The organism is Streptomyces sp. NBC_00433, from assembly GCA_036015235.1.
In the GTDB taxonomy this organism is placed as follows: Bacteria; Actinomycetota; Actinomycetes; order Streptomycetales; family Streptomycetaceae; genus Actinacidiphila.
This window is the reverse complement of sequence record CP107926.1, coordinates 2,986,801-3,013,620: the sequence shown is the minus strand read 5'-3', so window position 1 is coordinate 3,013,620 and position 26,820 is coordinate 2,986,801. Positions and strand designations below refer to the sequence as shown.

26 protein-coding genes and 1 pseudogene are annotated in these 26,820 nt (G+C 71.8%); 20 read left to right on the top strand and 7 right to left on the bottom strand.

What is annotated here, in order from left to right; translation table 11 throughout:
- The first annotated feature begins 772 nt into the window (after positions 1–772).
- The gene (locus OG900_12400) at positions 773–1,957 is read left to right on the top strand and encodes an aminoacyltransferase (protein WUH90819.1); all 1,185 of its coding nucleotides are present in this window, start codon (positions 773–775) and stop codon (positions 1,955–1,957) included.
- Between the two features lie 9 nt (positions 1,958–1,966).
- On the opposite strand, the gene OG900_12395 is transcribed toward OG900_12400, so the two are convergent.
- Complete coding sequence (locus OG900_12395) at positions 1,967–3,223, bottom strand: MFS transporter (protein WUH90818.1); 1,257 nt, start codon at positions 3,221–3,223, stop codon at positions 1,967–1,969.
- Positions 3,224–3,358: 135 nt separating this feature from the next.
- Here OG900_12395 and OG900_12390 point away from each other — a divergent pair, with 135 nt between their 5' ends.
- Positions 3,359–4,345, top strand: coding sequence for a DUF5937 family protein (locus OG900_12390; GenBank protein WUH95726.1), 987 nt, complete (start codon positions 3,359–3,361; stop codon positions 4,343–4,345).
- 106 nt (positions 4,346–4,451) lie between these two features.
- Here OG900_12390 and OG900_12385 read toward each other — a convergent pair whose 3' ends face one another.
- Positions 4,452–4,745, bottom strand: coding sequence for an MTH1187 family thiamine-binding protein (locus OG900_12385; GenBank protein WUH90817.1), 294 nt, complete (start codon positions 4,743–4,745; stop codon positions 4,452–4,454).
- The gene (locus OG900_12380) at positions 4,742–5,086 is read right to left on the bottom strand and encodes a DUF3817 domain-containing protein (GenBank protein ID WUH90816.1); all 345 of its coding nucleotides are present in this window, start codon (positions 5,084–5,086) and stop codon (positions 4,742–4,744) included. The genes OG900_12385 and OG900_12380 overlap by 4 nt, the downstream gene beginning before the upstream one ends.
- A 179-nt stretch (positions 5,087–5,265) precedes the next feature.
- Between OG900_12380 and OG900_12375 the strand changes: the two genes are divergently transcribed.
- From OG900_12375 to OG900_12325, 11 genes are all read left to right on the top strand, one after another.
- Positions 5,266–6,081, top strand: coding sequence for a DUF2127 domain-containing protein (locus OG900_12375; GenBank protein ID WUH90815.1), 816 nt, complete (start codon positions 5,266–5,268; stop codon positions 6,079–6,081).
- A 3-nt stretch (positions 6,082–6,084) separates the two neighbouring features.
- Positions 6,085–6,723, top strand: a complete 639-nt coding sequence (locus tag OG900_12370; GenBank protein ID WUH90814.1) for an AIM24 family protein — start codon at positions 6,085–6,087, stop codon at positions 6,721–6,723.
- A gap of 25 nt (positions 6,724–6,748) precedes the next feature.
- Positions 6,749–7,399 carry an AIM24 family protein gene (locus OG900_12365; protein ID WUH90813.1) on the top strand — a complete coding sequence of 217 codons (651 nt, stop codon included), beginning with the start codon at positions 6,749–6,751 and terminating at the stop codon, positions 7,397–7,399.
- Positions 7,396–8,106: an AIM24 family protein gene (locus OG900_12360; protein WUH90812.1), complete on the top strand. Its 711-nt coding sequence runs from the start codon at positions 7,396–7,398 to the stop codon at positions 8,104–8,106. Before OG900_12365 ends, OG900_12360 begins: the two co-directional genes overlap by 4 nt.
- 78 nt (positions 8,107–8,184) lie before the next feature.
- Positions 8,185–8,667, top strand: a complete 483-nt coding sequence (locus tag OG900_12355; GenBank protein ID WUH90811.1) for a MarR family transcriptional regulator — start codon at positions 8,185–8,187, stop codon at positions 8,665–8,667.
- Positions 8,668–8,882: 215 nt separating this feature from the next.
- The gene (locus tag OG900_12350; protein ID WUH90810.1) at positions 8,883–9,377 is read left to right on the top strand and encodes a hypothetical protein; all 495 of its coding nucleotides are present in this window, start codon (positions 8,883–8,885) and stop codon (positions 9,375–9,377) included.
- Between the two features lie 17 nt (positions 9,378–9,394).
- Positions 9,395–10,657, top strand: coding sequence for an Ig-like domain-containing protein (locus OG900_12345; protein WUH90809.1), 1,263 nt, complete (start codon positions 9,395–9,397; stop codon positions 10,655–10,657).
- A 46-nt stretch (positions 10,658–10,703) separates the two neighbouring features.
- A complete protein-coding gene (locus OG900_12340) occupies positions 10,704–11,213 on the top strand; it encodes a MarR family transcriptional regulator (protein WUH90808.1) in 510 nt (169 codons plus the stop codon).
- A 224-nt stretch (positions 11,214–11,437) separates the two neighbouring features.
- The gene (locus OG900_12335; GenBank protein ID WUH90807.1) at positions 11,438–11,779 is read left to right on the top strand and encodes a DUF3817 domain-containing protein; all 342 of its coding nucleotides are present in this window, start codon (positions 11,438–11,440) and stop codon (positions 11,777–11,779) included.
- Positions 11,780–11,850: 71 nt separating this feature from the next.
- Positions 11,851–13,551 carry a methylmalonyl-CoA mutase family protein gene (locus OG900_12330; protein ID WUH90806.1) on the top strand — a complete coding sequence of 567 codons (1,701 nt, stop codon included), beginning with the start codon at positions 11,851–11,853 and terminating at the stop codon, positions 13,549–13,551.
- 64 nt (positions 13,552–13,615) lie between these two features.
- On the top strand, positions 13,616–13,882 hold the full coding sequence (locus OG900_12325; protein ID WUH95725.1) for a DUF397 domain-containing protein: 267 nt from the start codon (positions 13,616–13,618) through the stop codon (positions 13,880–13,882).
- Here the strand turns inward: OG900_12325 and OG900_12320 are convergent.
- Entirely contained in the window at positions 13,870–14,502 is a 633-nt protein-coding gene (locus tag OG900_12320; protein ID WUH90805.1) for a TetR/AcrR family transcriptional regulator, read from the bottom strand. The genes OG900_12325 and OG900_12320 overlap by 13 nt on opposite strands.
- Positions 14,503–14,780: 278 nt before the next feature.
- Here OG900_12320 and OG900_12315 point away from each other — a divergent pair, with 278 nt between their 5' ends.
- From OG900_12315 to OG900_12295, 5 genes are all read left to right on the top strand, one after another.
- The gene (locus tag OG900_12315; GenBank protein ID WUH90804.1) at positions 14,781–15,758 is read left to right on the top strand and encodes a tetratricopeptide repeat protein; all 978 of its coding nucleotides are present in this window, start codon (positions 14,781–14,783) and stop codon (positions 15,756–15,758) included.
- A gap of 640 nt (positions 15,759–16,398) precedes the next feature.
- A complete protein-coding gene (locus OG900_12310) occupies positions 16,399–17,016 on the top strand; it encodes a DUF6230 family protein (GenBank protein ID WUH90803.1) in 618 nt (205 codons plus the stop codon).
- A gap of 98 nt (positions 17,017–17,114) precedes the next feature.
- A complete protein-coding gene (locus tag OG900_12305) occupies positions 17,115–17,708 on the top strand; it encodes a DUF6114 domain-containing protein (GenBank protein ID WUH90802.1) in 594 nt (197 codons plus the stop codon).
- Positions 17,698–19,017 carry a hydrogenase expression protein HypF gene (locus OG900_12300; GenBank protein WUH90801.1) on the top strand — a complete coding sequence of 440 codons (1,320 nt, stop codon included), beginning with the start codon at positions 17,698–17,700 and terminating at the stop codon, positions 19,015–19,017. The genes OG900_12305 and OG900_12300 overlap by 11 nt, the downstream gene beginning before the upstream one ends.
- A 76-nt stretch (positions 19,018–19,093) precedes the next feature.
- Entirely contained in the window at positions 19,094–19,741 is a 648-nt protein-coding gene (locus OG900_12295; GenBank protein ID WUH90800.1) for a hypothetical protein, read from the top strand.
- A 42-nt stretch (positions 19,742–19,783) separates the two neighbouring features.
- Here the strand turns inward: OG900_12295 and pyk are convergent.
- The 3 genes and pseudogenes from pyk to pta form a co-directional block, all read right to left on the bottom strand.
- Positions 19,784–21,221, bottom strand: a pseudogene (gene pyk, locus OG900_12290) (pyruvate kinase).
- 66 nt (positions 21,222–21,287) lie between these two features.
- Entirely contained in the window at positions 21,288–22,445 is a 1,158-nt protein-coding gene (locus OG900_12285; protein WUH90799.1) for an acetate kinase, read from the bottom strand.
- Positions 22,442–24,526 carry a phosphate acetyltransferase gene (gene pta / locus OG900_12280; protein ID WUH90798.1) on the bottom strand — a complete coding sequence of 695 codons (2,085 nt, stop codon included), beginning with the start codon at positions 24,524–24,526 and terminating at the stop codon, positions 22,442–22,444. Before pta ends, OG900_12285 begins: the two co-directional genes overlap by 4 nt.
- A 199-nt stretch (positions 24,527–24,725) precedes the next feature.
- Here pta and OG900_12275 point away from each other — a divergent pair, with 199 nt between their 5' ends.
- The gene (locus OG900_12275; protein WUH90797.1) at positions 24,726–25,721 is read left to right on the top strand and encodes a 2-hydroxyacid dehydrogenase; all 996 of its coding nucleotides are present in this window, start codon (positions 24,726–24,728) and stop codon (positions 25,719–25,721) included.
- Positions 25,722–25,786: 65 nt separating this feature from the next.
- Positions 25,787–26,812, top strand: a complete 1,026-nt coding sequence (locus tag OG900_12270; protein WUH90796.1) for a 6-phosphofructokinase — start codon at positions 25,787–25,789, stop codon at positions 26,810–26,812.
- Positions 26,813–26,820 lie beyond the last annotated feature (8 nt).

The window sequence follows — 26,820 nt, the reverse complement described above, 5'->3', positions numbered from 1 at the left end:
CCGCTCGCGGCGGTGCCTCGCGTGCGCCGCCGTCGTGGTTGGCCGCGCCGTTCCCCGCGCCCCTTTTGGCTTGCCCTCTGCGACAGAGCCGAGCCCTCAGGGGCGCGGGGCCGCATCTGGTCTGCGGCCGGCGCCGCGTGGGCGCGACAAGCCCACCGCCTGCCGGTGGTCCGGTACGGATCGGGCAGCCCCTTTCGGCCGGTGGCGACGTGCAGCCCGTCGACGGCTGGTCGCGCCGTTCCCCGCGCTCCTGAGGTCCTGCCGCTCGCGGCGGTGCCTCGCGTGCGCCGCCGTCGTGGTTGGCCGCGCCGTTCCCCGCGCTCCTGAGGTCCTGCCGCTCGCGGCGGTGCCTCGCGTGCGCCGCCGTCGTGGTTGGCCGCGCCGTTCCCCGCGCCCCTTTTGGCTTGCCCTCTGCGACAGAGCCGAGCCCTCAGGGGCGCGGGGCCGCATCTGGTCTGCGGCCGGCGCCGCGTGGGCGCGACAAGCCCACCGCCTGCCGGTGGTCCGGTACGGATCGGGCAGCCCCTTTCGGCCGGTGGCGACGTGCAGCCCGTCGACGGCTGGTCGCGCCGTTCCCCGCGCCCCGGGAGGGGGTTGCCCTCTCGGGCGGAGGGAGCGGGGGGCGCCCCGGTAAGTGTGGCGTAGTCGTGCCTGGGGCCGGAGGCCCCCGCGATGTCGGGAATCTCTCTGTCACATACCCGGCGGTACGCGCGTGTTACAGGTGTGCGGGCCGCCCGGGACCGCCGCATATGCGGAGGACGACGCCTTGACGATGACCACCCATCAGCGGCCGCAGGCACACGCACCGGCGGGGGAGCTCACCGAGCTGCGCCTGGGGGTGATACCCGGCGAGGTGCACGCGGCGTACCTGCGGCGGCCGGGCCCGCACACCGCGAGCTTTCTGCAGACGCCCGCCTGGGCGAGGGTGAAGACCGGGTGGCGGGCCGAGAGCCTGGGGTGGTTCGACGCGGACCGGCGGATGGTCGGCTCCGCGCTGGTGCTCTACCGGCGGCCTCCCGGAGTACGCCGCTTCTTCGCGTATCTGCCGGAAGGGCCTGGCGTGGACTGGGCGGACCCGCAGCTGGAGCGCTGGCTCGACCCGCTGCTCGGGCATCTGGCGGGCACCGGTGCCTTCGCCGTACGGATGGGGCCGCCGCTGGCTTACCGCAGGTGGTCGGCGCGGACGCTCAAGGACGCGGCGGGGCCGGGGCGCAGGGTCGGCGACATCCTGCCCGACCTGGTGGAGCCGCTGGGCGCCGCGGTCGCCGACCGGCTGCGCGAGTCGGGCTGGCGCCGGTGCGGCGAGGACGGGCAGGGCGGCGACGCGCAGCCGAGGCTGGTCTTCGAGGTGCCGCTGGCCGGGCGGGGCCTGGACGACCTGTGGACCGGGCTGAACCAGGAGTGGCGCCGCAACATCAAGAAGGCCGCCAAGTGCGGCGTGTGGACCGGGGTGGAGGGGCCGCGGACGCTGCCCGCCTTCCACGGGCTGCTGCGGGTCACCGAGCGCCGCGACGGCTTCGACCTGGGCCGGGACCTGGACTACTACCAGCGGCAGTATGCCGAGCTGAACGCCGGCCGGCCCGGCAGCATGCGCCTCTACACCGCCCGCCACCAGGGCGAACTGCTGGCCGCGCACACCCTGTTGACCGCACCGGACGGCAACCGCGTCTGGTACCAGACCGGCGCGTCCGCCGACCACCGCCGCGAGGTGCGGCCGAGCAACGCCCTGCAGTGGCGGATGCTGTGCGACGCGCTGGCGGCGGGCGCGGCGGTCTACGACATGCGCGGGGTGCCCGACGACCTGGACCCGGCGGCCCGCGCCCACGGGCTGCTGCGCTGGAAGCTCGGCACCGGCGGCGAGGCGGTGGAGACCGTGGGGGAGTGGGAACTGCCGCTCCAGGGCGCGGTGAACAAGGCGCTGCACCGGGCGATGCACACGTATCTCACCCGGCGCTGACTCCCCTCCTCAGGCGAGCCGCAGCGCCCGCATGCCCCGGGTGCGCCGCACCGTGCGCAGCACCAGCAGCACGCTCAGGGTGCCCCCGATGCCCGAGCCGGCGATGACCGCGTAGGGCGGCGCCCATTCCGCGAGGGCGCCGCCGATCGTGATGCCGAGGCCTTGCAGGGTCATCAGGCCGGCGCCCAGCAGGGACATGGCCTGCCCGCGCATCTGGTCGGGCACGTCGTCGACGAACCAGCGGTCCATGCCCAGCGCGTAGGCCGCGCACAGGCCGGTCAGCACCAGCAGCACGAGCGCCAGCGGCAGCGACGGGTCGACGGCGAAGAGGACCAGCGGCAGCAGCGAGATCCCCGCGAGGGGCAGCACGATACGGTCGCGGGTCGCGGGCGAGAGCATCGTTCCCGCCAGCACCTCGCTGACGGCGGTGCCCGCGGGCATCGCCGCGAGGAAGAGGCCGAAGCCGACCGTGCCGATGCCGGCGGCCTTGGCGAAGGGCGCCGCCAGGCCCTCGGCGACGATGAAGAACATCGGCGGCACCCACCACATCAGCAGCAGCGCCCTGATCCGCCGGTCGGCCATCAGCCGGCCCGCCGACACGATCGACTCGCGCATCAGCCGCCCGCTGCCGGTGACCCGGGCCGGGCGGTCCGCGGTGCCGAGCCGCAGCAGCAGCGCGGAGCCGGCGAAGGTGGCCGCGGTCAGCAGCAGCGCGGAGCGCGGCGACAGCCACACCAGGACCAGGCCGCCGAGGCCGAAGCCGGCGATCTGCGAGCCCTGGGCCACGATCCGCACCAGCGAGCGGCCGAGCACGTAGCGCTCGCCCTGGAGGATGTCGGCCAGGCTCGCCGCCCGGGTGCCGGTGAAGAGCGGGGCGATCAGCGAGACGGCGATCCGCAGCACGAAGAGCAGCACCACGGGTGTCCCGGGTATCGCCATCGCGGCCACGCAGCCGCAGGACAGCACGTCGCAGGTGACCAGGACGCGGCGGGCGGGATAGCGGTCGGCGATGCCGGACAGCAGCAGCCCGCTGAGCGCGTAGGGCAGATAGGTCAGCGCGAAGACCAGTGCGGACAGCACGGCTGAGCCGGTCTCGGCGAAGATCAGGACGGCGAGCGCGACCTCGGCGAGCACACCGCCGAGCAGGGACAGTACATGTGCGGCGAATATGGGGCGGAATTCGCGAACGGAAAATACGGCACCGTATCCGATGGAGGTGCCGCTGTCGCCGCCGGGGGTGGTGGTGGCGTCTTCCGAGTCCTTCACGTGCTCTTCTCCGGCCGGCGAAGCGGGGTGGACACCACGCGGAGGGTGCTCGCTGTCCGTTGTCATGTCATCACCCTGGAGCCACAGGGACCCCACGTGTAGTCTTTCGCCCACAGCCGAATCTTGGGGGTCATGATGTCGCTTCGCATGCGTTTTGCGGCTGAGGACCTGCTGAGGTGCCGTTTCGCCATATCCCCGCTGCGTGAGGCGCAGGGCGCGGTGCGCACGCTGTCCCGGCCCGACCGGCACGGCCACCACCTGCCGTGGCTGCGCCAGGTCAGAGCCGCGGCGGCCGGTCTCGACCTCGCCCCGCTGTGGCTGCTGGCCCCCGAGCACGGCTACGGGCCCGACTTCCTGCAACCCATACCCGAGGCGCCGCTCGCCGGCCTCGACGAGGAGCTGGACGTCGTGCGGGCCACCCCGCCGGAGGTCGCCAGGCGGCAGATCGCCGCCGCCCTGGCCCAGACCCCGGGCGCCGCCGAGACCCGCAGGGGCCGGGCCATGCTCAGCGACCCGGGCGGCACCGTACGGCAGCTGGCGGGGCTGTACGAACACGTGTGGGCCGCGCTGCTCGCGCCGCACTGGCCGCGGCTGCGCGCGGTCCTCGAAGCCGACGTCGCCTACCATGCCAGGCGGCTCGCCGACGGCGGCATGCAGCGGCTCTTCACCGGGCTGCACCCGAAACTGCACTGGTCGGAGGGTGCGCTGACCACCGCGGGCACCATGGGCCCGCTGCCGGAACCCGGCGGGCGCGGCCTGGTCCTGGTGCCCAGCGTCTTCTTCTGGCCCGAGGCCGGCAGCGCCTTCGACCCGCCCTGGCAGCCGCTGGTGATCTACCCGGCGCGCGGCATCGGCGGCCTGTGGGCGCCCGGCGGCCCGACCGCGTCCACCACCCTGGTGCGGCTGCTGGGCGCCAACCGGGCCGCGATCCTCAGCGGCCTCGACGCGCCGAGCACCACCACGGCGCTGGCACACCGGCACGTCATGGCGATGTCGTCGGTGTCGTCCCACCTCGCGGTGCTGCGCGACGCGGGGCTGCTGACGTCGCGCCGCTACGGCCACCAGGTGCTCTACGAGCGCACCGCGCTGGGCATCGCGCTGGCCACCGGCGGACCGCTGTGACCGCCCGGCCCGCTGGATCGCCGCGGTCTCCGTGTAGTCCCCGCCCGCCCCGCATGTGACGGAACCGTGACCTCCGTGCTACGGCAGGATGTCCGGAAACGCACCCTCACCCGGCCAGATAACGCTCCACCGTCGCCACCTTGGACTCCAGGCCGTCCGTGACGCCGGGCCGCAGGTCCGCCTTGAGGACCAGCGACACCCGCGGCGCCCGCTCCTCGACGGCCGCCACCGCCCGCTTCACGACGTCCATCACCTCGTCCCAGTCGCCCTCGACGGAGGTGAACATCGCGTCCGTACGGTTCGGCAGCCCGGACTCGCGCACCACCCGCACCGCGTCCGCGACGTATTCGCCGACCTCCTCGCCGACGCCCAGCGGGGTGATCGAGAAGGCGACGATCATGCGCCGACCGCCTGCTGCGGCGCCGTACGGGCGGCGACGACCGCCTCCTCGCACTCGCGGGCCAGCGTGCGCTCCGCGAAGAAACCGCCGGTGGGCAGGACCGACAGCACGAACAGCAGCGCCGCCCGCCCGAAGCCCCAGCGGGCGCTCCGCCAGGCCAGCGCCCACAGCACGACGTAGCCGATGAACAGCACGCCGTGCACCATGCCCATCACCGGCACCGCGTTGAAGTCCGTGGTGCGCTTGAGCACCGAGCACACCAGCAGAAGCAGGAAGGAGACCGCCTCCGGGGCGGAGATCAGGCGCAGCCTGCGCAGAGCGCCGGCGGTCTTCAGGTCCACGGGAAACCTCACTGTCGGGGGCTGTCGGAACGATCCGGTCCTTGTGAACGCGATCACAAAGGCCTTTCCATTATCACCGGCCCGTATCGATCACCCGTCCCCGGGGTAGGAAACCGTCAGGCGGGCGATAGCGTCCCTGTCCACGACATCTGTACGCACTCGACGGGGACCGGGACACGATGAGCATCGACTGGGACCGCAGGCACTGCGCCCGCAAGGGCCACATCACCTACGCGCCCGACGAACTGCGGCTGCGCGCCCGGCTGCACGCCGGCACCGCGGTCGGCGAGGTGTGGCGCTGCCTGCGCTGCGGCGACTTCGTGCTCGGCGAGCCGCACGGCACGGGCCCCGCCGACCGGGCGCCGCTGGTGCCGCGCGGCCGGGCGCTGCGCGACCTGTTCATCCTGCGCTTCCTGGCGATCGAGCGGATCCTGCGCGGGCTGCTGATCGTGATCGCGGCCTGGGCGGTGTGGAAGTTCAGCAATTCGCAGGACGCGGTGCACAAGCTCTTCGAGGACGACCTCACCGCCTTCAAGCCGGTCGCCGACCACTTCCACTACGACCTGGACCACTCACCGGTCGTGGACACCATCCGCAAGACCTTCGACTACAAGAAGTCCACCCTCCACGTCGTCGCCGCCGCCCTGCTCGGCTACGCGCTGATCGAGATCATCGAGGGCTTCGGCCTGTGGTGGGCCAAGCGCTGGGCCGAGTACCTGACCGTCGTCGCCACCGCCGCCTTCCTCCCCCTGGAGGTCTACGAGCTGACCGAGAAGGTCAGCTACTTCAAGATCGGCACCCTCGCGCTCAACGTGCTCGCCGTCCTCTACATCCTGCTCGGCAAGCGGCTGTTCGGCCTGCGCGGCGGCCACGCGGCCTTCGAGGCGGAGCGCCGCAGCGCCTCGCTGCTCGAAGTCAAGGAGGCCGCGGGCGATACCGGCGAACCGCTCGAACCCCTCCCGGTGCGCCCCCGCACCCCGGCCGACAGCGGCTGACCCGTGGCGACCTTCCGGCTCCAGAGCACCCGGGTCCTCGCGGTGGACCTGGCAGGCGACGCGGTCAAGGCCAAGAAGGGCGCCATGGTCGCCTACGAGGGCGAGATGACGTTCAAGAAGATGACCGGCGGCGGCGAGGGCCTGCGCGGCCTGGTCACCCGCCGCATCACCGGTGAGGCCATGGAGGTGATGGAGGTCAAGGGCCACGGCACCTGCTTCTTCGCCGACCGCGCCACCGAGATCAACCTGGTCCGCCTCACCGGCGACAAGCTGCACGTCGAGGCCAGCAACCTGCTGGTCACCGAGCCGTCGCTGCGCACCGGCACCACCTTCACCGGCCTGCGCGGCGCCTCCCAGGGCAACGGCCTGTTCACCACCACCGTGGAGGGCACCGGCCAGGCCGCGATCATGTCCGACGGCCCGGCCATCGTGCTGCGCGTGACGCCGGGCACCCCGCTGGTCGTCGACCCCGGCGCCTACGTCGCCCACACCGGCAGGCTGACCCAGCAGCTGCGCTCCTCGGTCGGCCTGCGCACCCTGATCGGCGAGGGCTCGGGCGAGAGCTTCCAGATCCACTTCGAGGGCGAGGGCCTGGTCTACGTCCAGCCCAGCGAGCGCAACACCGTCGGGGGGCAGATGTGAGCGCGGCAGGCGGGAGGGCGAACAGATGACCTTCACCCGGATCAATTCCAAGCTGGTGGAGGCGCGCGTCGTGCCCGGCCGGCGGATGTTCAGCCAGCGCGGCGCGATGCTCGCCTACCGCGGCGAGGTCACCTTCACCCCCAGCATCGTCGGCGGCCAGGGCGGTGTGATGTCGATGATCGGCCGCCGGGTCGCCAACGAGGCCACGCCGCTGATGACCGTCGAGGGCGACGGCCTGGTGATGTTCGGCCACGGCGGCCACCACATCCACACCGTCGACCTGACCGGCGAGACCCTCTACGTCGAGGCCGACCGGCTGCTCGCCTTCGACGGCTCCCTCGCCCAGGGCACGATGTTCATGGGCTCGCAGAGCGGTGTGATGGGCGTGATAAGGGGCCAGGTCACCGGGCAGGGCCTGTTCACCACCACCCTCCAGGGCAAGGGCTCGGTCGCCGTCATGGCACACGGCGGCGTCTTCGAGCTCCCCGTCACCCCCGGCCGCCCCGTCCACGTCGACCCGCAGGCCTACGTCGCCCACCGCGGCGACCTGCGCAACAAGCTCGCCACCGCCGTCGGCTGGCGCGAGATGGTCGGCCGCGGCTCCGGCGAGGCCTTCCAACTCGAACTCAGCGGCCAGGGCACGGTCTATGTGCAGGCCTCGGAGGAGAAACTGTGAGCCACGGCGAAGGCCCGGTCGTGCACGACCCCTTCACACTGCCGGCCGACGACAACGTCAACCCGTACGCCTTCTGCGTCGACCTCGACGGCCAGTGGTTCCTGCAGAAGGGGAAGATGATCGCCTACTACGGGCAGGTCGACTTCCACGCCATCGGGCACGGCCCGCTCGACCACCTCATCGCCGCCAACTTCCACTCCCCGCTGCACGCCACCGCCTGGGTCGTCGCCCAGGGCCGCGGCAAGATGCTGCTCGCCGACCGGGCGTACGACATCAACTCCTACGACCTCGAAGACGGCAACCTCACCATCCGCTCCGGCAACCTGCTGGCCTTCCAGCCGGGACTGGCGCTCAAGCAGTCGATCATCCCGGGCTTCCTCACCCTCATCGGGACCGGCAAGTTCGTCGCCGCCTCCAACGGGGCGGTGCACTTCGTGGAGCCGCCGATCCGGGTCGACCCGCAGGCCCTCGTCGGCTGGGCCGACTGCCCCAGCCCCTGCCACCACTACGACCACGCCTACATGCGGGGCGTCCTGGGCGGCATCAGGGCGCTCACCGGAATCGGCGGCGCCTCGGGCGAGGAGCACCAGTTCGAGTTCACCGGGGCCGGGCAGGTGCTGCTGCAGTCCACCGAGGAGCTGATGCCGGCCGCCGCCACCGGGGGCGTCCCCGCCGGCGCCGGTCCCGGCGTGCCGGGCAGGTCATGACGGTGAGCCGCTGCATACGGTGACCGCACCACTACCCTGGTAGTCATCCGGAATTCAACGGACGGTAGAATTACCGGTATGACCACCGAGACCGCGGGCAGCGCCACCTCCTGGCTCACCGAGGACGAGCAGCGCGCCTGGCGCATCCACCTCGATGTCAGCCGGCTGCTCATGTACCAGCTGGAGCGCGACCTGCAGCCCTTCGGCCTGACGAACAACGACTACGAGATCCTCGTCAACCTCTCGGAGGCCGAGGACCGGCGGATGCGGATGAGCGACCTCGCGAAGTCGACCCTCCAGTCCAAGAGCCGGCTCTCCCACCAGGTCACCCGCATGGAAGCCGCCGGATTCGTCCGCCGCGAGAACTGCGAGTCCGACCGCCGCGGCCTCTACGCGGTCCTCACCGACCAGGGCTGGGACACCATGCGCCAGGTCGCTCCGCGCCATGTCGCCTCGGTCCGCGAGCACTTCATCGACCTCATCTCCCCCCAGGACCTCGCGGCCTACCGCCACGCCCTGACCCCAGTGGCGGCCCACCTCCGCGAAACCCGCACCCGCTGACCCCGGAGCCTTGCCCTCCGGGGGGCCGCGAGGGGGCGCGTGGGGGTACCCCCAGGCGAGGCTCCGGGGGAGAACGGAGCGCTCGCCGCGACGGCGTCGCAGCCGCATAAGCCACGGCATGTGGCACCCCCCGTAAGCGCCCCCCAGCAAAAAGCCGGCACCTTCGTGTCACATAATGCCGCGCCCCCGCGTGTAAGAAGCGGGAGGCGACGTACATGAACCCGGAACCCGCGGACCCCGAACCCGCGAACGCGGCCGCCGGGGCCGCAAAGCTCGCCGCCGCGCCCCCGCGGCCCGCAGACGCCGAGCCCGCGGATGCGGAGACCGCCACCCGCGCCGTGGCGCCGGGCAAGGCCACCCGGGCCGAATCCGGGATCGAGCCGGGCGACTCCCTCAAGCGCTCCGACGGCACGACGCGCTTCGAGGGGACATCGCCGACGCAAACCGGGGTAACGGTGTGGATGGAGAGCGAAGGGCCCTATGTCGCGGTGCTGTTCGTGACCGCGAGGGGCAACCCGGAGAGCCAGTTCCTGGACACCGGGGTGGAGAAGTGCATCGCCGCGTCCCTCTCCCGGCCGGCGCCGGGCGCGCCGGCCGCCACGGAGAAGGCACCGCCCCCGCCCGGATACGGGTCCGGCGGCACCGGCAAGGCCGGCTCCCAGGGAGCGACCGCCGACCGCGGTGACGTCCATTCGACCGACAGCTGCTGACAAGGAATCCGATCGCCGTGTATCGCATACGCATTCCCCGCCGCCGTCCGAAGACCCGCGCACTGACCGTGCCCGCCGTCCTGCTCGTCCTCGTACTCGGTGCCACCGCCTGCGGAGGCCACGACAAGGCGGACGGCGGCGACAAACCGGGCACCACCGGCGCGGCCCGGACGACCGCGGCCGGCCCGCACGTCACCGTGACCCCGGCCGCGGGCAAGGCCGGCGTCGCCCCCGGCGCCCCCGTGTCGGTGACCGTCGCCGACGGCACCCTCGGCGCCGTGACCGTCACCCCGAAGGGCAAGTCGTCCGACGGCGTCGACCCGGTCGCGGTGACGGGCGCGCTGGACCAGGCGGCGCACACCTGGACGTCGAACCGCACGATGACCCCGGGCACCGCCTACACCGTCACCGCCACCGCGACCGACAGCGCGGGCAAGCAGTCGACCACCACGAGCACCTTCCACACGGCCGCCGCCGCGAAGGTCAACGGCGTGACCCCGACCCCGCTCAACAACGCGGTGGTCGGCGTCGGCCTGCCCGTCTCGCTGGCCTTCGACGTCCCCGTCACCGACAGGGCCGCCGTCGAGAAGGCGCTGACTCTCACCACCACGCCCGCCGTCCACGGCGGTTGGGGCTGGGTCACCGACCCGCTGACCGGGATCCAGCGGGTCGACTGGCGCCCCGACACGTACTGGCCGACCGGGACCAAGATCACCCTGACGGCCAGGCTCAGCGGCATCGACACCGGCGGCGGCCGCTTCCTGCGCCGGGACATCCACGACAGCTTCAGCGTCGGCACCGCCCGCATCTCCTACGCCGACCTCGCCGCGCACACCCTGCGCGTCACCGAGAACGGCCGCACGGTGAAGAGCTTCAAGATCTCCGCGGGCAGCGCCGACTTCCCCACCTGGAACGGGAAGATGGTCGTGATGACCAAGCAGTCCAAGGTCCGGATGACCTCGTCCTCGGTGGGCATCGCCACGGACAAGGACGCCGCCGACTTCTACGACGAGGACGTCAACAACGCGGTGCGCATCACCTCGTCGGGCACGTTCGTGCACGCGGCGCCCTGGAACGACCGCTACATGGGCAAGCAGAACAAGAGCCACGGCTGCATCGGGATGAGTGCCCCGGACGCCAAGTGGTTCTTCGACCGCGCCACCCGCGGCGACCTGGTCATCGCCGCCGGCTCCAGCCGGGCGGTGGTCGACAAGGGCAACGGGTACGGCGACTGGAACGTGAGCGCGGACCAGTGGCACGCGCTCAGCGCGCTCGCCTGACGAGACACCTGTGCCCGGTATGTGACCGACGGGTAGGCTCGGGGCCGTGTCAAAGCCCCTGAGCCTGCCCTTCGACCCGATCGCCCGCGCAGACGAGCTGTGGGCCCGCCGCTGGGGCGGCGTACCGTCGATGGGCGCGATCACCTCGATCATGCGCGCCCAGCAGATCCTGCTCGGCCAGGTCGACGCGGTCGTCAAGCCGTACGGCCTGACCTTCGCGCGCTACGAGGCGCTGGTGCTGCTCACCTTCTCCAAGGCCGGCGAGCTGCCGATGTCCAAGATCGGCGAGCGCCTGATGGTGCACCCGACGTCGGTCACCAACACCGTCGACCGCCTGGTCGCGTCCGGCCTGGTCGACAAGCGCCCCAACCCCAACGACGGCCGCGGCACCCTCGCCTCGATCACCGACAAGGGCCGCGAGATCGTGGAGTCCGCCACCCAGGACCTGATGGAGATGGACTTCGGCCTGGGCGTCTACGACGCGGAGGAGTGCGGCGAGATCTTCGCCCTGCTGCGGCCGCTGCGGATAGCGGCGGGGGATTTCACGGAGGGCTGACGCACGAGCTCGCGTAGTGGCCGGCCGAGGGACGAGGCCGTCCGCGGAGGGAGCGAGCAGGAAGACCGACAGAGCAAGCGGAGGGCTGACGCACGAGCTCGCGTAGTGGCCGGCCGAGGGACGAGGCCGTCCGCGGAGGGAGCGAGCAGGAAGACCGACAGGGAAGCGGAGGGCTGACGGGGGCCGGAATCGGGGCGCAAAACGTACCGGATAGGCTGCTCGGCATGAAACGAAGCGTGCTGACCCGCTACCGCGTGATGGCTTATGTGACGGGCGTGCTGCTGATCGCGCTCACCCTCGGTGTGATCGCCAAGTACGTGCTGGACATCAACGGCGCGGGCACCTTCACCACCGCTGTCGGCTTCGCGCACGGCTGGCTCTACGTCGTCTACCTCGTTTTCGCCTTCGACCTGTGCAGCAAGGCGAAGTGGCCGATCGGCCGGATGGCCTGGGTCCTGCTCGCCGGGACCGTGCCCAGCGCGGCGTTCTTCGTCGAGCGCCGCGTCACGCGCGAGCTGGCGCCGAAGATCGTCGAGCCCGAGCCGGCCGAGCCGGTCAGCGCGTAATCCACGGCTCACCCGGATGGTGAGCCGTGCCGCATCGACATTTACTTGGACGTCCTAGTAAATTCGAGGGTATGGACGCTACCGGGATCGAGACAGGCCGCCGCCGCTGGCAGGCACGGTACGACGCAGCCCGCAGGCGGGAGGCCGATTTCAGCACGCTGTCCGGCGATCCGGTGGAGCCGGTGTACGGCCCACCGCCGGGCGCCGACGTGCCGGGCTTCGAGCGGATCGGCTGGCCGGGGGAGTATCCCTTCACCCGGGGGCTGCACGCGACCGGCTACCGCGGCAGGACCTGGACGATCCGGCAGTTCGCCGGCTTCGGCAATGCCGAGCAGACCAACGAGCGCTACCGCACGATCCTGGCCAACGGCGGCGGCGGGCTGTCCGTGGCCTTCGACATGCCCACCCTGATGGGCCGAGACTCCGACGACCCGCGCTCGCTCGGCGAGGTCGGGCACTGCGGGGTGGCCATCGACTCCGCCGCCGACATGGAAGTGCTCTTCCGCGACATCCCGCTCGGCGACGTCACCACCTCCATGACCATCTCGGGACCCGCCGTCCCGGTCTTCTGCATGTACCTGGTCGCCGCCGAGCGGCAGGGCGTCGACCCGGCGGTGCTCAACGGCACCCTCCAGACCGACATCTTCAAGGAGTACATCGCCCAGAAGGAGTGGCTCTTCGAGCCCGGCCCGCACCTGCGGCTGATCGGCGACCTGATGGAGCACTGCGCCGCGGCCATCCCGGCGTACAAACCGCTGTCGGTCTCCGGCTACCACATCCGCGAGGCGGGCGCGACGGCGGCGCAGGAGCTGGCGTACACCCTGGCCGACGGCTTCGGCTACGTGGAGCTGGGCCTGAGCCGCGGGCTGGACGTCGACGCCTTCGCGCCCGGCCTGTCCTTCTTCTTCGACGCGCATCTGGACTTCTTCGAGGAGATCGCCAAATTCCGGGCCGCCCGCCGCATCTGGGCGCGCTGGATGCGGGACGTCTACGGCGCCACCTCGGACAAGGCGCAGTGGCTACGCTTCCACACCCAGACCGCCGGGGTGTCGCTCACGGCCCAGCAGCCGTACAACAACGTGGTGCGCACCGCCGTGGAGGCGCTGTCCGCGGTGCTCGGCGGGACGAACTCGCTGCACACCAACGCGCTGGACGAGACGCTCGCGCTGCCCAGCGCGCAGGCCGCCGAGATCGCGCTGCGCACCCAGCAGGTGCTGATGGAGGAGACCGGCGTGGCCAATGTCGCCGACCCGCTCGGCGGCTCCTGGTACGTCGAGGCGCTGACCGACCGGATCGAGCGGGACGCGGAGAAGATCTTCGACCGGATCAGGGAGCTGGGCACCCGGGCGGTGCCCAGCGGTGAGCACCCGGTGGGCCCGATCACCTCCGGCATCCTGCGCGGCATCGAGGACGGCTACTTCACCGGGGAGATCGCCGAGTCCGCCTTCCAGTACCAGCGCGCGCTGGAGAAGGGCGAGAAGCGGGTCGTCGGCGTCAACCGCCACACCGGCTCGGTCACCGGCGACCTGGAGATCCTGCGGGTCGGCCACGAGGTGGAGCGCGACCAGGTGCAGGCGCTCGCCGCCCGCCGTGCGGCCAGGGACGAGGCCGGCGTGCGCCGCGGGATCGACGCGATGCTGGCCGCCGCCCGCTCCGGCGGCAACATGATCGCGCCGATGCTGGACGCGGTGCGGTCCGAGGCCACCCTCGGCGAGATCTGCGACGCGCTGCGCGAGGAATGGGGCACGTACACCGAGCCTGCCCGCTTCTGAGCGCCCTCCGCGTCCCCCCGTCCGCCCCGTCCGGCGCAGACCTGGGCCCGGCGCCGATCGGTAGATTCGTCGCCGACCGACCCGCTCTCCAGGAAAGGACGATGTGGCCCTCGAAGCGACCGTCGGCGACGACGGGATGGTCTACATAAGGGAGACCGAGCAGCCGGACGTGGTGGCTGTGACCACCGCGGCTAAATGGGAGGCGTTCGTCAAGGGCGTCATGGCGGGGGAGTTCGACCACTTCGTTGCGGAAGTGGCCGAGGCGGTAGGTGCGGCCGGCGGGGAGGTCGCCGCTCACCAGCGGACCTGTTGCGCGGTTCACAGGTCCTGAGCGGTGTGCAGACCGGCCAGACCGACGACGAGGAGCACGGCGAGCCGGCCCGCCCACTCCTCGTCGACCGGCTCGGAGCTGACCATGACCCGGTGGACCACGGCGCCGGCGACCACGTCGAAGATCAAATTGTCCCGCGCGGGTCCGGCCGCGCTGTCCTCGGGCGGGATCTCGCCGCGCGCCTGCGCGCGCTTCCTGCCCAGCACCACCAGGTGCTTCTGCCGGTCCACGATCGCCTCGCGGATCCGCAGCCGCAGCGCGTCGTCGTGCGCCGCCTCGGCGATCACCGCCATCAGCGCGGTCCTGGTCTCCGGGCGGTTGAGCAGCTCGGCGAAGCGCAGCACCACGCCCTGGATGTCGGCCTCAAGGCTGCCCAGGTCGGGCAGTTCGAGCTGCTCCTCGAAGAGTGCGGCAACCGCGTCCACCACCAGCTCGTTCTTGCCCGCCCAGCGCCGGTAGAGGGTGGTCTTGGCGACCCCCGCGCGGGCCGCGACGTCGCCGAGGGTGAGCCTGCCCCAGCCCTGCTCCGCCAGCGCGCTCCTGGTGGCCGTCAGGATCGCTCGGTCCGCGTCGGCACTTCGCGGGCGGCCGGTGCGTTTGCCAGGGGAGAACGGGCACATAGGCCGGACCATACCGGCCGGTAGGTAACGTGACGAGTGAGCGGTATCACAGCACGTGGCGCCGCGCCGCTGATACCGGCCCAGTTACGCTACGGGTCGTAGCGAAACGCGACGCGCACCCGTGACAACCACACCCGTACGGATGGGGATCCGTACCACCGCGAGCGCAGCTTCGGTAGTACCCGACCGGGTGGTCGGCACCCCGCAAACCGGCGGGGAAGCCGGACCTGATCCGGGGTCTGTACACGTTGGGGTCCGCGAGGGGGGAGGATTGCCTCATGCAGCCACGGAACATGTCCATGAGCGGCGTGGTCGACCTCGCCGCGGTGAAGGCGGCCGGTGAGGCCAAGGCGAAGGCCGAGCAGGCCAGGGCGCAGCGGCAGGACGCCGGCGCCGACGCCACCACCGCTTCCCCGCTCGTCATCGAGGTGACCGAGGCGACCTTCGAGAGCGATGTCCTGCAGCGCTCCGCCGAGGTCCCGGTCGTCATCAGCTTCTGGGCCGACCAGGCCGAGCAGAGCAAGCAGCTCAACGCGGTGCTGGAAAGGCTCGCCGGTGAATATCGCGGCCGCTTCGTGCTGGCCACCGCCGAGGTGTACGCCAACCAACTGCTCTTCCAGCAGTTCGGCGTGCAGGGCGTGCCCGCGGTCTTCGCGGTGCTCGCCGGGCAGGCGATGCCGCTCTTCCAGGGCCTGGCCCCGGAAGACCAGGTCACCGAGGTCCTCGACCAGCTGATCGCGGTCGCCGAGGAGCGCTTCGGCATCGTCGGCCCTGACGTCGACCCGGGCGCCGCCCCCTCGCAGGAGCAGGCGCCGCCCGCCCCGCCGCGCCCCGCCACCCCGCAGGAGCTGGCGCTGACCGCCGCGCACGACGCGCTGGACGCCGGCGACCTGAGCGGTGCCATCAGCGCCTACCGTGACGTCCTGTCCGACGAGCCGGCCAATGCCGAGGCCAAGCTGGGCCTCGCTCAGGCCGAACTGCTCGACCGGGTGCAGGGCGTCGACCCGCAGGCCGCCCGCAGCGCCGCGGCCGACGCGCCGGGCGATGTGCGGGCGCAGCTGACCGCGGCCGACCTCGACCTGGTCGGCGGTCATGTGGAGGACGCCTTCGGCCGGCTGGTGGACACCGTCCGCCGCACCTTCGGCGACGATCGCGACACCGTACGGCTGCGGCTGCTCGAACTGTTCGAGGTCATCGGCCCCGACGACCCCCGGGTGGTCAGCGCGCGCACCGCGTTGGCCAGGGTGCTGTTCTGACGGACGGGCTGTTGTAGATGCCCCGATGCTCAGCGATTTAGCGATACGGCGACCGCTCTTTATCAAACCGTGACAATGAGCGGTCGCCGTTACCACCGGTGACATCTCGGCCCCGCTTTGTTGGCCGATGGTCATATATGCCGGACTTCATTACCCATGATTCCGCTACCCCGGGTGAGACCACTCCGCGTGGCGATCACACCTGCGGCACACATCCGTTACTCGCTAGTAATGAGCCCCTTGTGCGTCGGCCGCGAATGGACCACGATCGGCCAAGCTCGGTCCGTAGGCCTGCGCCCGGCAGCCAGTCGGCGCCACGGTCCACGGGTCCCCGCCGAGCGGGAGTGCGCGGCATCCGCCGCACCTCCGGGACAGGGGGGTCTCCGTCCAGCGGATGGAACCGGATGGAGCCTGTCCAGCAGGTTGCGCGAGAGCGTGGCCAGTGGTTGTCGCTCGGGGGTGATCGCCGACGTCTCGGACACCGCCGTCCGGACTCCGCAGGGAATCCCGCACGGGATCCCGCCCGGAGGGACGGCCTCGCCCGACCCGGCGCTCTCCTTCCCGAGGACGTAGCACTTCTCCCATCCCAGGCCGGGATCCGAACTCCCGGCCGGAGATGTACGTCCGAGAAGGAGGAAACATGGAATCGCTCGTTCGTGGCGGTACTAGATGGCGCCGGTTCGCCGTCGTCATGGTGCCGAGCGTTGCGGCCACCGCCGCGATAGGCGTGGCCCTGGCTCAGGGCGCGCTCGCCGCGTCGTTCAGCGTGTCGGGCCAGCAGTTCAAGGTCACCGCGAAGTCCCTGGACGGCACGGGGTTCGAGCAGTACGGCGCGCTCGACGTGCCCAGCGGCAAGGGGCCCGTCCCCGTCGCGGTGTCGGCGTTCACCGACGCCACCATCATCGGCCTGTGCCAGTCGGTCGTCATCCCGACGCCGATCGGGGACGTGACCCTCAAGCTGAAGGCCGGCCCCGACGCGGATCACGCGGTCGTCGCGCACAACCTCTACATCGACCTCGACCAGCTCGACGCCGACGCGACGTTCACCAACATCAACATCGGTGTCGCGGCCGGATCGACCAAGTACGGGCCGGGGATCGACAACCCGAAGACCACCGACCCGGGCTCCTTCGCCCAGGAGGCCGAGAAGGCCTACCTGACGGATGTCAAGCAGACGGCATGGGGCACCAGCGCGGGCACTTTCAAGCTCTCAGGGCTGAGCCTGCGTCTGCACATGGGCAAGGACGAGTGCTACTAGGCACGGTCTGAGCCGCTCTGGGCGAGCCGCGCGGGGCGCGGCTCGCCCAGGCCCGGCCACCTTCTTTCGTACCGCCAGTTCCAGGGAGCTGTTTTTCCATGAGCGCCGAGTCGACAGGGCTGAGTGCCCACCTCCGCCGCGGCCGTATCGCGTTCCGGCACTGGCGGTGGCAGCGTCCGTTCTGGGCGGGGCTGCTGACCCTCCTGTCCGGAATCCCGATCGGGTACCTGCCGTACAACAACGTGACCTTCGGTCAGCTGGCGATCCGGGTGGGCACCACCGCGGGCGCCGGCGCGCTGATCATCGGCGTGCTGCTGGTAGTGCTGGGCCTGACCATGTGGTTCCAGAGCGCGGTCAGGGTCTTCGCCGGCGTCGCGAGCATCCTGCTCGGCCTGGTGTCCCTCCCGATGACCAACCTCGGGGGTATCGGCGGCTTCCTGCTGGCCATCGTCGGCGGCGGCATGGCCGTCTCCTGGGCGCCCGGCACCCCGGCGCCCGACGTGCCCGGCCAGAAGGCGGAGCTGCCCGACGGCTCCCCGCGGCCCGAGGGCGGCGCGGTGGACCCCGGCTGGCCCGCCCCCACCGGACCCGCGGCCGACGCGGACCCGTTCACACAGCCCGAACCGGTGCACGCCGGTGCGCGGGCCGACGAAGAGACCACCGAGGAGAACGGGAGGCACCGTGCTGGGTGACGAAGCTCAGCCGGCCGGGAGCGAAGGGCAGGGCAGCACGACGAGGCCAGGACCGCGGCACGCGGCCCCGCGCAAGTCGCTGTTCACCAAGCTGCACATGCCCGCGGGCAAGGCGGTGGCACTCGCCGCCATGCCGACCGCGGTGCTGATGGGCATGGGCTTCACCCCGCACCTGGCGCAGGCCGACCCGCTGCCCAAGAGCCCGTTCAAGCCGGGCCCCTGCGTCACGCAGTCCGACACGCCGACGCCGTCCGCGACGGGCAAGACCACCGGCAAGACCACGGACAAGGCCGAGAGCGGCGGCAAGGCCGGCAAGCCGAAGCCCGACCCGACGACCAGCCCCAGCGCCACGCCGAAGCCGTCGAGCAGCCCCGCCGCGTCCAAGCCGTCGACCTCGCCGAGCCCGGCCGACACCGGCAAGCCGGTCACCCAGTCGCAGCCCCGGACCGAGCCGAGCGCCGGCCCGAGCCCCACCAAGTCCACCAACCCGCTGGACCCGCTGGGCCTCGGCGACCTGCTGGGCGGCCTGCTGGGCGCCTCGGGCGGCTCCTCGACGCCCAGCGCGGCGCCGACGACCCAGGCGCCCTCGCCCGCCCCGACGACCACCACCGCGCCGCCCGCCGACCCGGTGAAGTCCACGGTCGACGGCGTCGGCAAGACGGTCCAGGACACGGTCAAGGGCACCACGGACGCGGCGAAGGGCACGGTCAAGGACACCGCCAAGACCGCGACGGACGGCGTGCGGAAGGCCGTCAAGAGCGTCAAGGACGCCGCCGCCACACCCCCGGCGTCCCCGACCTCCGCAGACGGCCGGCAGTCCTACCCCTGCCCGACCACCGACGCGCAGGCGCTCGCGGACGCCGAGACCGAGCAGGGCATACCCCTGCTGCCCGACAGCCCGTGGACACTGAAGAGCTCGCTGCTGACCCTCTACGGCCTGAAGTACGAGGGCATCGTGCAGGTGAAGACCTACAGCGGCACGGTCAAGGACGTACTGAAGTTCACCGCCACCGGCGTGGACATCGGCGACCTCCACCAGATCGTGGACGGCCCGAAGGGCACCAAGACCCACGTCACCGCCCGCTCCGGCTCCACCTCCACCATCCGCAACGGCACGGTGACGATGTACACCGAGTCGCTCAGCGGCAACCTGCTCGGCGCGGTGCCGATCACCTTCACCCCGAAATTCCCCCCGCCGCTGACCATCCCGGTCCTCTTCTTCACGGACGTCACGGTCATCCAGGCCGGGCAGTTCGGCGGCGACCTGACGGTCCCCGGTATGAAGGTCCTCCCGGGCCGGTCCTCCTGACCGGCCCCGCCCCCATCCCAGGCGCCCGCCCCGCACAGCCCCGGGGCGGGCGCCTTGCCACCCCTGAGGAGACGTCATGGCAGAGCCGCGCCGAGAGTCCGACTTCGGGCTGACCGGGCTGACCCGGCGCTTCCAGGGCAAGTGGGCCGAGGGCGGCACGGCGCGGGAAGTCGTCGCCGGCGCGGCGGCGGAGGACGGGGGAGCGGCGGCCGAGGACATCCTGGCGGACGCTGTCAGGCTGCTGGAGTCGGGGCTGGCGCCGGAGGTGCTCATGACGCTGTGGCTCGCGGCGACCGGGCGCAACCACAGCCCGGACCGGGCGGGGATGGACGGCCGGCAATGGCTGGGCGCGGTGGCGGAGATCTGCGCGGCCCGCCGCCGGGAGGACGGCCCGGGACCCGGGGCCGGCTCGCCCGAGCCGGCCCGTGACGCGTACGCCCAGGCCGTGCTGGACGAGATTTCGCTGGCCGGGGCGGCGCTGACGGTCCGTACGGAGGAGCAGTACGCGACCTGCGTGCCCGGTGTGGTGCCCGCGCTGCGCCAGGCGGTGCAGCAGGTGGGGCCCGACCTGGCCTTCCGGCTCCTGCTGCGGGTCCTGGACGAATACTGGGTGCCGATCAGCGCGACGCAGTACGACCGCTACCGCGCTCTCGGGGAGCGCTTCGGCTACGGGCCCCGCCACGTCGCCGAGGTGCGCTACCTGACGACCGCGGCCGTGGGCTGACGCCCCCTCCGGCCCGGGGGACTCCCGGGCCGGAGGACGAGGTCAGTTGCCCAGGTGGTGGACGCGGACCAGGTTGGTCGTGCCGGAGACGCCGGGAGGCGAGCCGGCGGTGATGATGACCGTGTCGCCGTCGGTGTAGTCGGAGAGCTTGAGCATCTCGCGGTCGACGATCTTGACCATGTCGTCGGTGGTGTCGACGTGTTCGACCACGAAGGCCTCGACACCCCAGGTCAGGGCGAGGTAGTTGCGGGTCGACGGGTCGGTGGTGAAGGCCACCACGGGCTCCGGCACGCGGTAGCGGGCCAGGCGGCGGGCGGTGTCGCCGGACTTGGTGAAGGCGACCAGCGTCTTGGCGTCGAGGAAGTCGGCCAGCTCGGCCGCGGCGCGTGCGACGGCGCCGCCCTGGGTGCGCGGCTTCTTGCCGGGGGCGCGGCTTCTTGCCGGGGGCCAGCGGCTGGAGGCCGCGGCAGAGCAGCTCCTCCTCGGCGGCCTCGACGATGCGGGCCATCGTCTTGACCGTCTCGACCGGGTACTTGCCGACCGAGGACTCGGCGGACAGCATCACCGCGTCGGCCCCGTCCAGGATCGCGTTGGCCACGTCGGAGGCCTCGGCGCGGGTGGGCCGGGAGTTGGTGATCATCGACTCCATCATCTGGGTCGCCACGATCACCGGCTTGGCATTGCGCCGGCACATCTCGACCAGGCGCTTCTGCACCACCGGCACCTGCTCCAGCGGGTATTCGACCGCCAGGTCGCCGCGGGCCACCATCACCGCGTCGAAGGCCATGACGACGTCTTCCATGTTCCTGACCGCCTGCGGCTTCTCCACCTTGGCGATGACGGGGACCCTGCGGCCCTCCTCGTCCATCACCCGGTGGACGTCGCGGACGTCCTTGGCGTCGCGCACGAAGGACAGCGCGATCATGTCGACGCCCATCCGCAGCGCGAACCGCAGGTCGTCGATGTCCTTGTCGGACAGCGCGGGCACGTTCACCGCGGCGCCCGGCAGGTTGATGCCCTTGTGGTCGGAGATGACGCCGCCCTCGACGACCAGCGCCCGCACCCGCGGTCCTTCGACCTCGATGACGCGCAGCGCCACGTTGCCGTCGTTGATCAGGATCGGGTCGCCCTGCGAGACGTCACCGGGCAGGCCCTTGTACGTCGTCCCGCAGATGGTCTTGTCGCCGGCGACTTCCTCGGTGGTGATGGTGAACTCGTCACCCGCGACCAGTTCGACCGGGCCGTCGGCGAACTTGCCCAGACGGATCTTGGGACCCTGCAGGTCGGCGAGTACGCCGACGGCCCTGCCGGTCTCCTCGGCCACCTTGCGCACCCGCTGGTAGCGGTCCTCGTGCTCGGCGTGGCTGCCGTGGCTGAAATTCAGACGGGCCACGTTCATGCCGGCCTCCACCAGTGTCTTCAACTGGTCATAGGAGTCAACGGCGGGACCCAGGGTACAGACGATCTTGGCTCGGCGCATGGGCGCTATCCTATCGGTTTGTTCCGCTGCGGAATATTCCTGGGGGTTCGCGCGGCTGCGGTGCGGTCAATCATCCTGAACTGCCAGTGCGTAAGTATCGCGGGCGATCTCGAGCTCCTCGTCGGTGGGGACCACCGCCACGGCGATCCGTGACGAATCGGCCGACACCAGGCGGGCTGCGGCGCCGCGCACCGCATTGCGCACTGGATCCATAGTGACACCGAAATTGTGAAGACCTGACAAAGCCGCCTCACGAACTGCGGCCGAATTCTCGCCGACGCCTGCGGTGAAAGTGATCGCGTCGACCTGGCCCAGCACCGCCGTGAAGGCGCCCACGTAGCGGCGCAGCCGGTGGACGTAGACGTCGAAGGCCAGCTGTGCCGCCTTGTCGCCCTCGGCCATCCGGCGGCCGATCTCCCGCATGTCGTTGTCGCCGCACAGGCCGAGCAGCCCGGACTTCTTGTTGAGCAGCGCGTCGATCTCGTCGGTGCCCATCCCGCCGACCCGCTCCAGGTGGAAGACCACCGCGGGGTCCAGGTCGCCCGAGCGGGTGCCCATGACCAGGCCCTCCAGCGGGGTCAGCCCCATCGAGGTGTCGACGCACACCCCGCCGCGCACCGCGGAGGCCGAGGCGCCGTTGCCCAGGTGCAGCACGATCACGTTCACGTCGGCGGGGTCCCGGCCCAGCAGCGCCGCCGTCGCGCGGGAGACGTACGCGTGGGAGGTGCCGTGGAAGCCGTAGCGGCGGATGCCGTAGCGCTCGGCGGTCGCGGTGTCGATGGCATAGCGCGCGGCCGCCTCGGGGATCGTGGCGTGGAAGGCGGTGTCGAAGACCGCGACCTGCGGCAGGTCGGGCCGCAGCTCGCGGGCGACCTTGATCCCGGTGATGTTCGCCGGGTTGTGCAGCGGCGCCAGCGGCACCAGGTCCTCGATACCCGCCAGCACCTCGTCGGTGATCAGGGTCGGCGCGGTGAAGCGCGTGCCGCCGTGCACCACCCGGTGGCCGACCGCGGCCAGCGCGGGGGAGTCCAGGCCGAGCCCGCGGGCCTTCAGCTCGACCGCCGCCTCGCGCAGCGCCTGCGCGTGGTCGGCGATCCCGCCGGGCTCGCCGATCCGCTCCACCACACCCGCGGCCAGCCGCTCCCCGCCGTCCATGTCGATGAGCTGGTATTTCACCGACGAGGAACCGGAGTTCAGCACCAGCACCCTGGTGGCCCCGCTCATACCGACTCCCCCTGCTGTGCCTGGATCGCGGTGATCGCGACCGTGTTGACGATGTCCTGCACCAGCGCGCCCCGCGACAGGTCGTTGACCGGTTTGCGCAGGCCCTGGAGGACCGGGCCGACCGCGACCGCGCCGGCCGAGCGCTGGACCGCCTTGTAGGTGTTGTTCCCGGTGTTCAGGTCGGGGAAGACCAGGACCGTCGCCTGCCCGGCGACCGCGGAGCCCGGCATCTTGGTGGCCGCGACCGACGGCGCCACGGCCGCGTCGTACTGGATCGGGCCCTCCACCAGCAGCTCGGGGCGCCGCTCGCGGACCAGCTCGGTGGCGGCCCGCACCTTGTCGACGTCGGCGCCGCTGCCTGAGGTCCCGGTCGAATACGACAGCATCGCGATCCGCGGCTCCACGTCGAAGCGGGCCGCGGTGGCGGCGGCCTGGATCGCGATGTCCGCCAGCTGCTCGGCGTCAGGGTCGGGATTGACCGCGCAGTCGCCGTAGACCAGGACCTTGTCGGCCAGGCACATGAAGAAGACCGACGAGACGATCGCCGCGCCCGGCCGGGTCTTGATGATCTCGAAGGCCGGCCTGATGGTCGCGGCGGTGGAGTGCACCGCGCCCGACACCATGCCGTCGGCCAGGCCCTCCTGGACCATCAGGGTGCCGAAGTAGGACACGTCGGCGACCACGTCGTAGGCCAGCTCGTAGCTCACCCCGCGGTGCGCCCGCAGCTCCGCGTAGAGGGTGGCGAACCGCTCCCGCAGCGGCGAGGTCTGCGGGTCGACGATGAGCAGGCCCGGGTCGTCCAGCGCGATGCCGAGGTCGCCGGCCTTCTTGCGTACGGCGTCCTCCTCGCCCAGCAGCGTCAGCTCGCACACACCCCGGCGCAGCAGCACCTCGGCGGCCCGCAGGATGCGCTCCTCGGCCCCTTCCGGCAGGACGATCCGCCGCTTGTCGGCCCGCGCCCGCTCCAGCAGCGCGTGCTCGAACATCATCGGGGTGACCCGCGAGGAGCGCGCGACCGAGAGCCGCTCGGTCAGCTCGGCGGTGTCCACGTGGGTCTCGAACAGGCCCAGCGCGGTCTCCGCCTTGCGCGGGGTGCCCGCGCCGAGCTTGCCGTCCAGGGTGAAGAGGCCGGCCGCGGTGGTGAAGGAACCGGTCGCGACCGCGATCACCGGGGTGCCGGGGGCGAGCCGGTTGGCCAGCGCCAGGATGTCGGGGCCCGGCTTCTCGTCCAGCGTCAGCAGCACCCCGGCGATCGGAGGCGAGCCCGCCGAGTGCGCGGCCAGCGACCCGATGATCAGATCGGCCCGGTCGCCGGGGGTGACCACGACACACCCCGGGGTCAGCTTCGACAGGAAGGTCGGCAGCATCGCCCCGCCGAAGACGAAGTCCAGCGCGTCCCTGGCCAGCCCCGCGTCGTCGCCCAGCAGCACCTCGGCGCCCAGCGTCTCGGCGATCTGCGCCACCGTCGGAGCGGCCAGCGCCGGCTCGTCGGGGAGCACGTACACCGGCACGTCCGGGGCGCGGCCGAGCAGCTGCGCGGCCTCCGCGACCTCGGCCGGGTCCACCCGGTTGGCGACCATCGCGATCACGTCGCAGCCCAGGTTGGTGTAGGCGTGGTGCGCGTTGCGCACCTCCGCGGCCACCGACTCGGCGCTCTGCGCCCGCCCGCCGATCACCGGCAGCACCGACGCGCCGCACTCGTTGGCCAGCCGGGCGTTGACCCCCAGTTCGGCCGGCAGGTTGGTGCCGGCGAAGTCGGAACCGAGGATCAGCACCGTGTCGTAGTCCTCGGCGACCCTCAGGTAGCCCTCGACCAGCCGGGCCGTCAGCGCCTCCTGCCCCTGCTCGGCCTGGAGTGCGGCGGCCTCCTCGTAGCCCATGCCGAAGACCGTCGCCGGGTCCTGCGCCAGCCGGTAGCGGCTGCGCAGCAGCTCGAAGATCCGGTCGGGGGCGTCGTGCACCATCGGGCGGTAGATCCCGACCCGGTCCACCTGCCGGGTCAGCAGCTCCATCACCCCCAGCTCGACGACCTGGCGGCCGTCCCCGCGGCCGATCCCCGTGACATAGACGCTGCGCGTCACCCCATGACTCCGATCCCTCAGCCCCTGCGCCAGTTACGTCCTGACGCTAACGTGCCCGCCCGCGCGTCGCCCGCCGAGGGGGCGATCCGTCCCCTTACGGGGCCGTACGGCGCCGCCCGGGTGCGGGCTGCCGGGGATCGCCGCACTGTGCACTTAGGGTGAGGAGGGCCCAACACGAGCGAGCGAGGAGGGCCGCGCGATGGACGTCCTGGCCACCGGAGTGCAGCGTGACGAGCGGCCGCTGCTGGAGGCCGCGTTCGCCGGGCGGCACGAGATCCGCTGCCTGGAGACCACCCTCAGCGCCGACACGCTGCCGCTGGCCGCCGGCTACGAGGCGGTCTCCACCAGCGTCAACGCCGTGCTGGACGCGCCGGTCCTGGAGGCACTGGTGAGGGGCGGCACCCGGCTGATCAGCCAGCGCTCCACCGGCTACAACAACATCGACCTGGCCCATGCCGAGCGGCTCGGCATGACCGTCGCCCGGGTCTCCGCCTACTCCCCGTACGCGGTCGCCGAATTCGCCTGGACACTGGCACTGGCGCTGAACCGGCGGATCGTCAGGGCTGCGAGCCGCACCCGCGACTTCGACTTCCGGCTCGACGGGCTGCTCGGCAGGGACTTCCACGACCGCACGGTCGGTGTCATCGGCACCGGCAGGATCGGCACCGCCTTCACCGCCATCGCCCGCGGCTTCGGCATGCGGCTGCTCGGCTGGGACATCACCCCGAATCCGGAGTGCGAAGAGCTGGGCATGCAGTACGTGGAGCTGGACAGGCTCTTCCGGGAGGCGGACCTGCTCACCCTGCACGTGCCGCTCGCGCCGTCCACCCACCACCTGGTCGGCGCCCGGCGGCTGGCCGACATGAAGGACGACGCGATCCTGATCAACACCAGCCGCGGCGCCCTGATCGACTCCGCCGCCCTGGTCGAGACGCTGCGCGAGGGCCGGCTCGGCGGGGTGGGCCTCGACGTCTACGAGGAGGAGGCCGGGGTCTTCTTCTACGACAAGTCGCTGGAGGTGATGACGGACGACGTGCTGGCCAGGCTGCTGACCTTCACGAACGTGCTGATCAGCTCCCACCAGGCCTACTACACGGTGGACGCCGTCGAGGAGATCGTCGCGGCGACGCTGCGCAATGTGGACGACTACGTGGCCGGCCGGATCACCGCGAGCACCCTGATCCCGCGCCCCTGAGCGCCCCCGGGCGCCCGTGGAGCGCCCTGAAGCAACCGCGAACCCCCTTTCTGGAGACACCGCCCATGCGTATCGGAGTCCTCACCGCCGGCGGCGACTGCCCCGGCCTCAACGCCGTCATCCGGTCGGTCGTGCACCGCGCGCTGACCGGGCACACGGACGAGGTCATCGGCTTCGAGGACGGTTTCGTCGGCCTGCTGGAGGGCCGCTTCCGCCCGCTCGACCTCAACTCCGTCAGCGGCATCCTGGCCCGCGGCGGCACCGTGCTCGGCTCGGCCCGGCTGGAGCGCGGCCGGCTGCGGGAGGCCGCGGCGAAGGCCGACGCCCTGTGCGCGCGCTACGGCCTGGACGTCCTCATCCCGATCGGCGGCGAGGGCACCCTGACCGCCGCCCGGATGCTGTCCGACGCCGGGATGCCGGTCGTCGGGGTGCCCAAGACCATCGACAACGACATCAACGGCACCGACCGCACCTTCGGCTTCGACACCGCGGTCACCGTCGCGACCGAGGCGATCGACCGGCTCAAGACCACCGCGGAGTCCCACCAGCGGGTCATGGTCGTGGAGGTGATGGGCCGGCACGCCGGCTGGATCGCCCTGGAGGCCGGCATGGCGGGCGGCGCGCACGGCATCTGCGTCCCCGAGCGCCCCTTCGACCCCGCCGACCTGGTCGACCTGGTCACCGAGCGCTTCGCCCGCGGCAAGAAATTCGCCGTCGTCTGCGTCGCCGAGGGCGCCCATCCGGCGAAGGACACCATGGACTACGGCGTCGGCGACATCGACAAGTTCGGCCACGAGCGCTTCCAGGGCATCGGCACCACGCTGGCCCGCGAGCTGGAGATCCGGCTCGGCAAGGAGGCCCGCCCGGTCATCCTCGGCCACGTGCAGCGCGGCGGCGTCCCCACCGCCTACGACCGGGTGCTGGCCACCCGCTTCGGCTGGCACGCCGTCGAGGCCGCCCACAAGGGCGCCTTCGGCCACATGACGGCCCTGCACGGCACCCGTATCGACATGGTCCCGCTGGCGGACGCGATCACGTACCTCAAGACGGTCCCCGACGACCGCATGGAGGAGGCCGAGTCGGTCTTCTGACCCCTGCG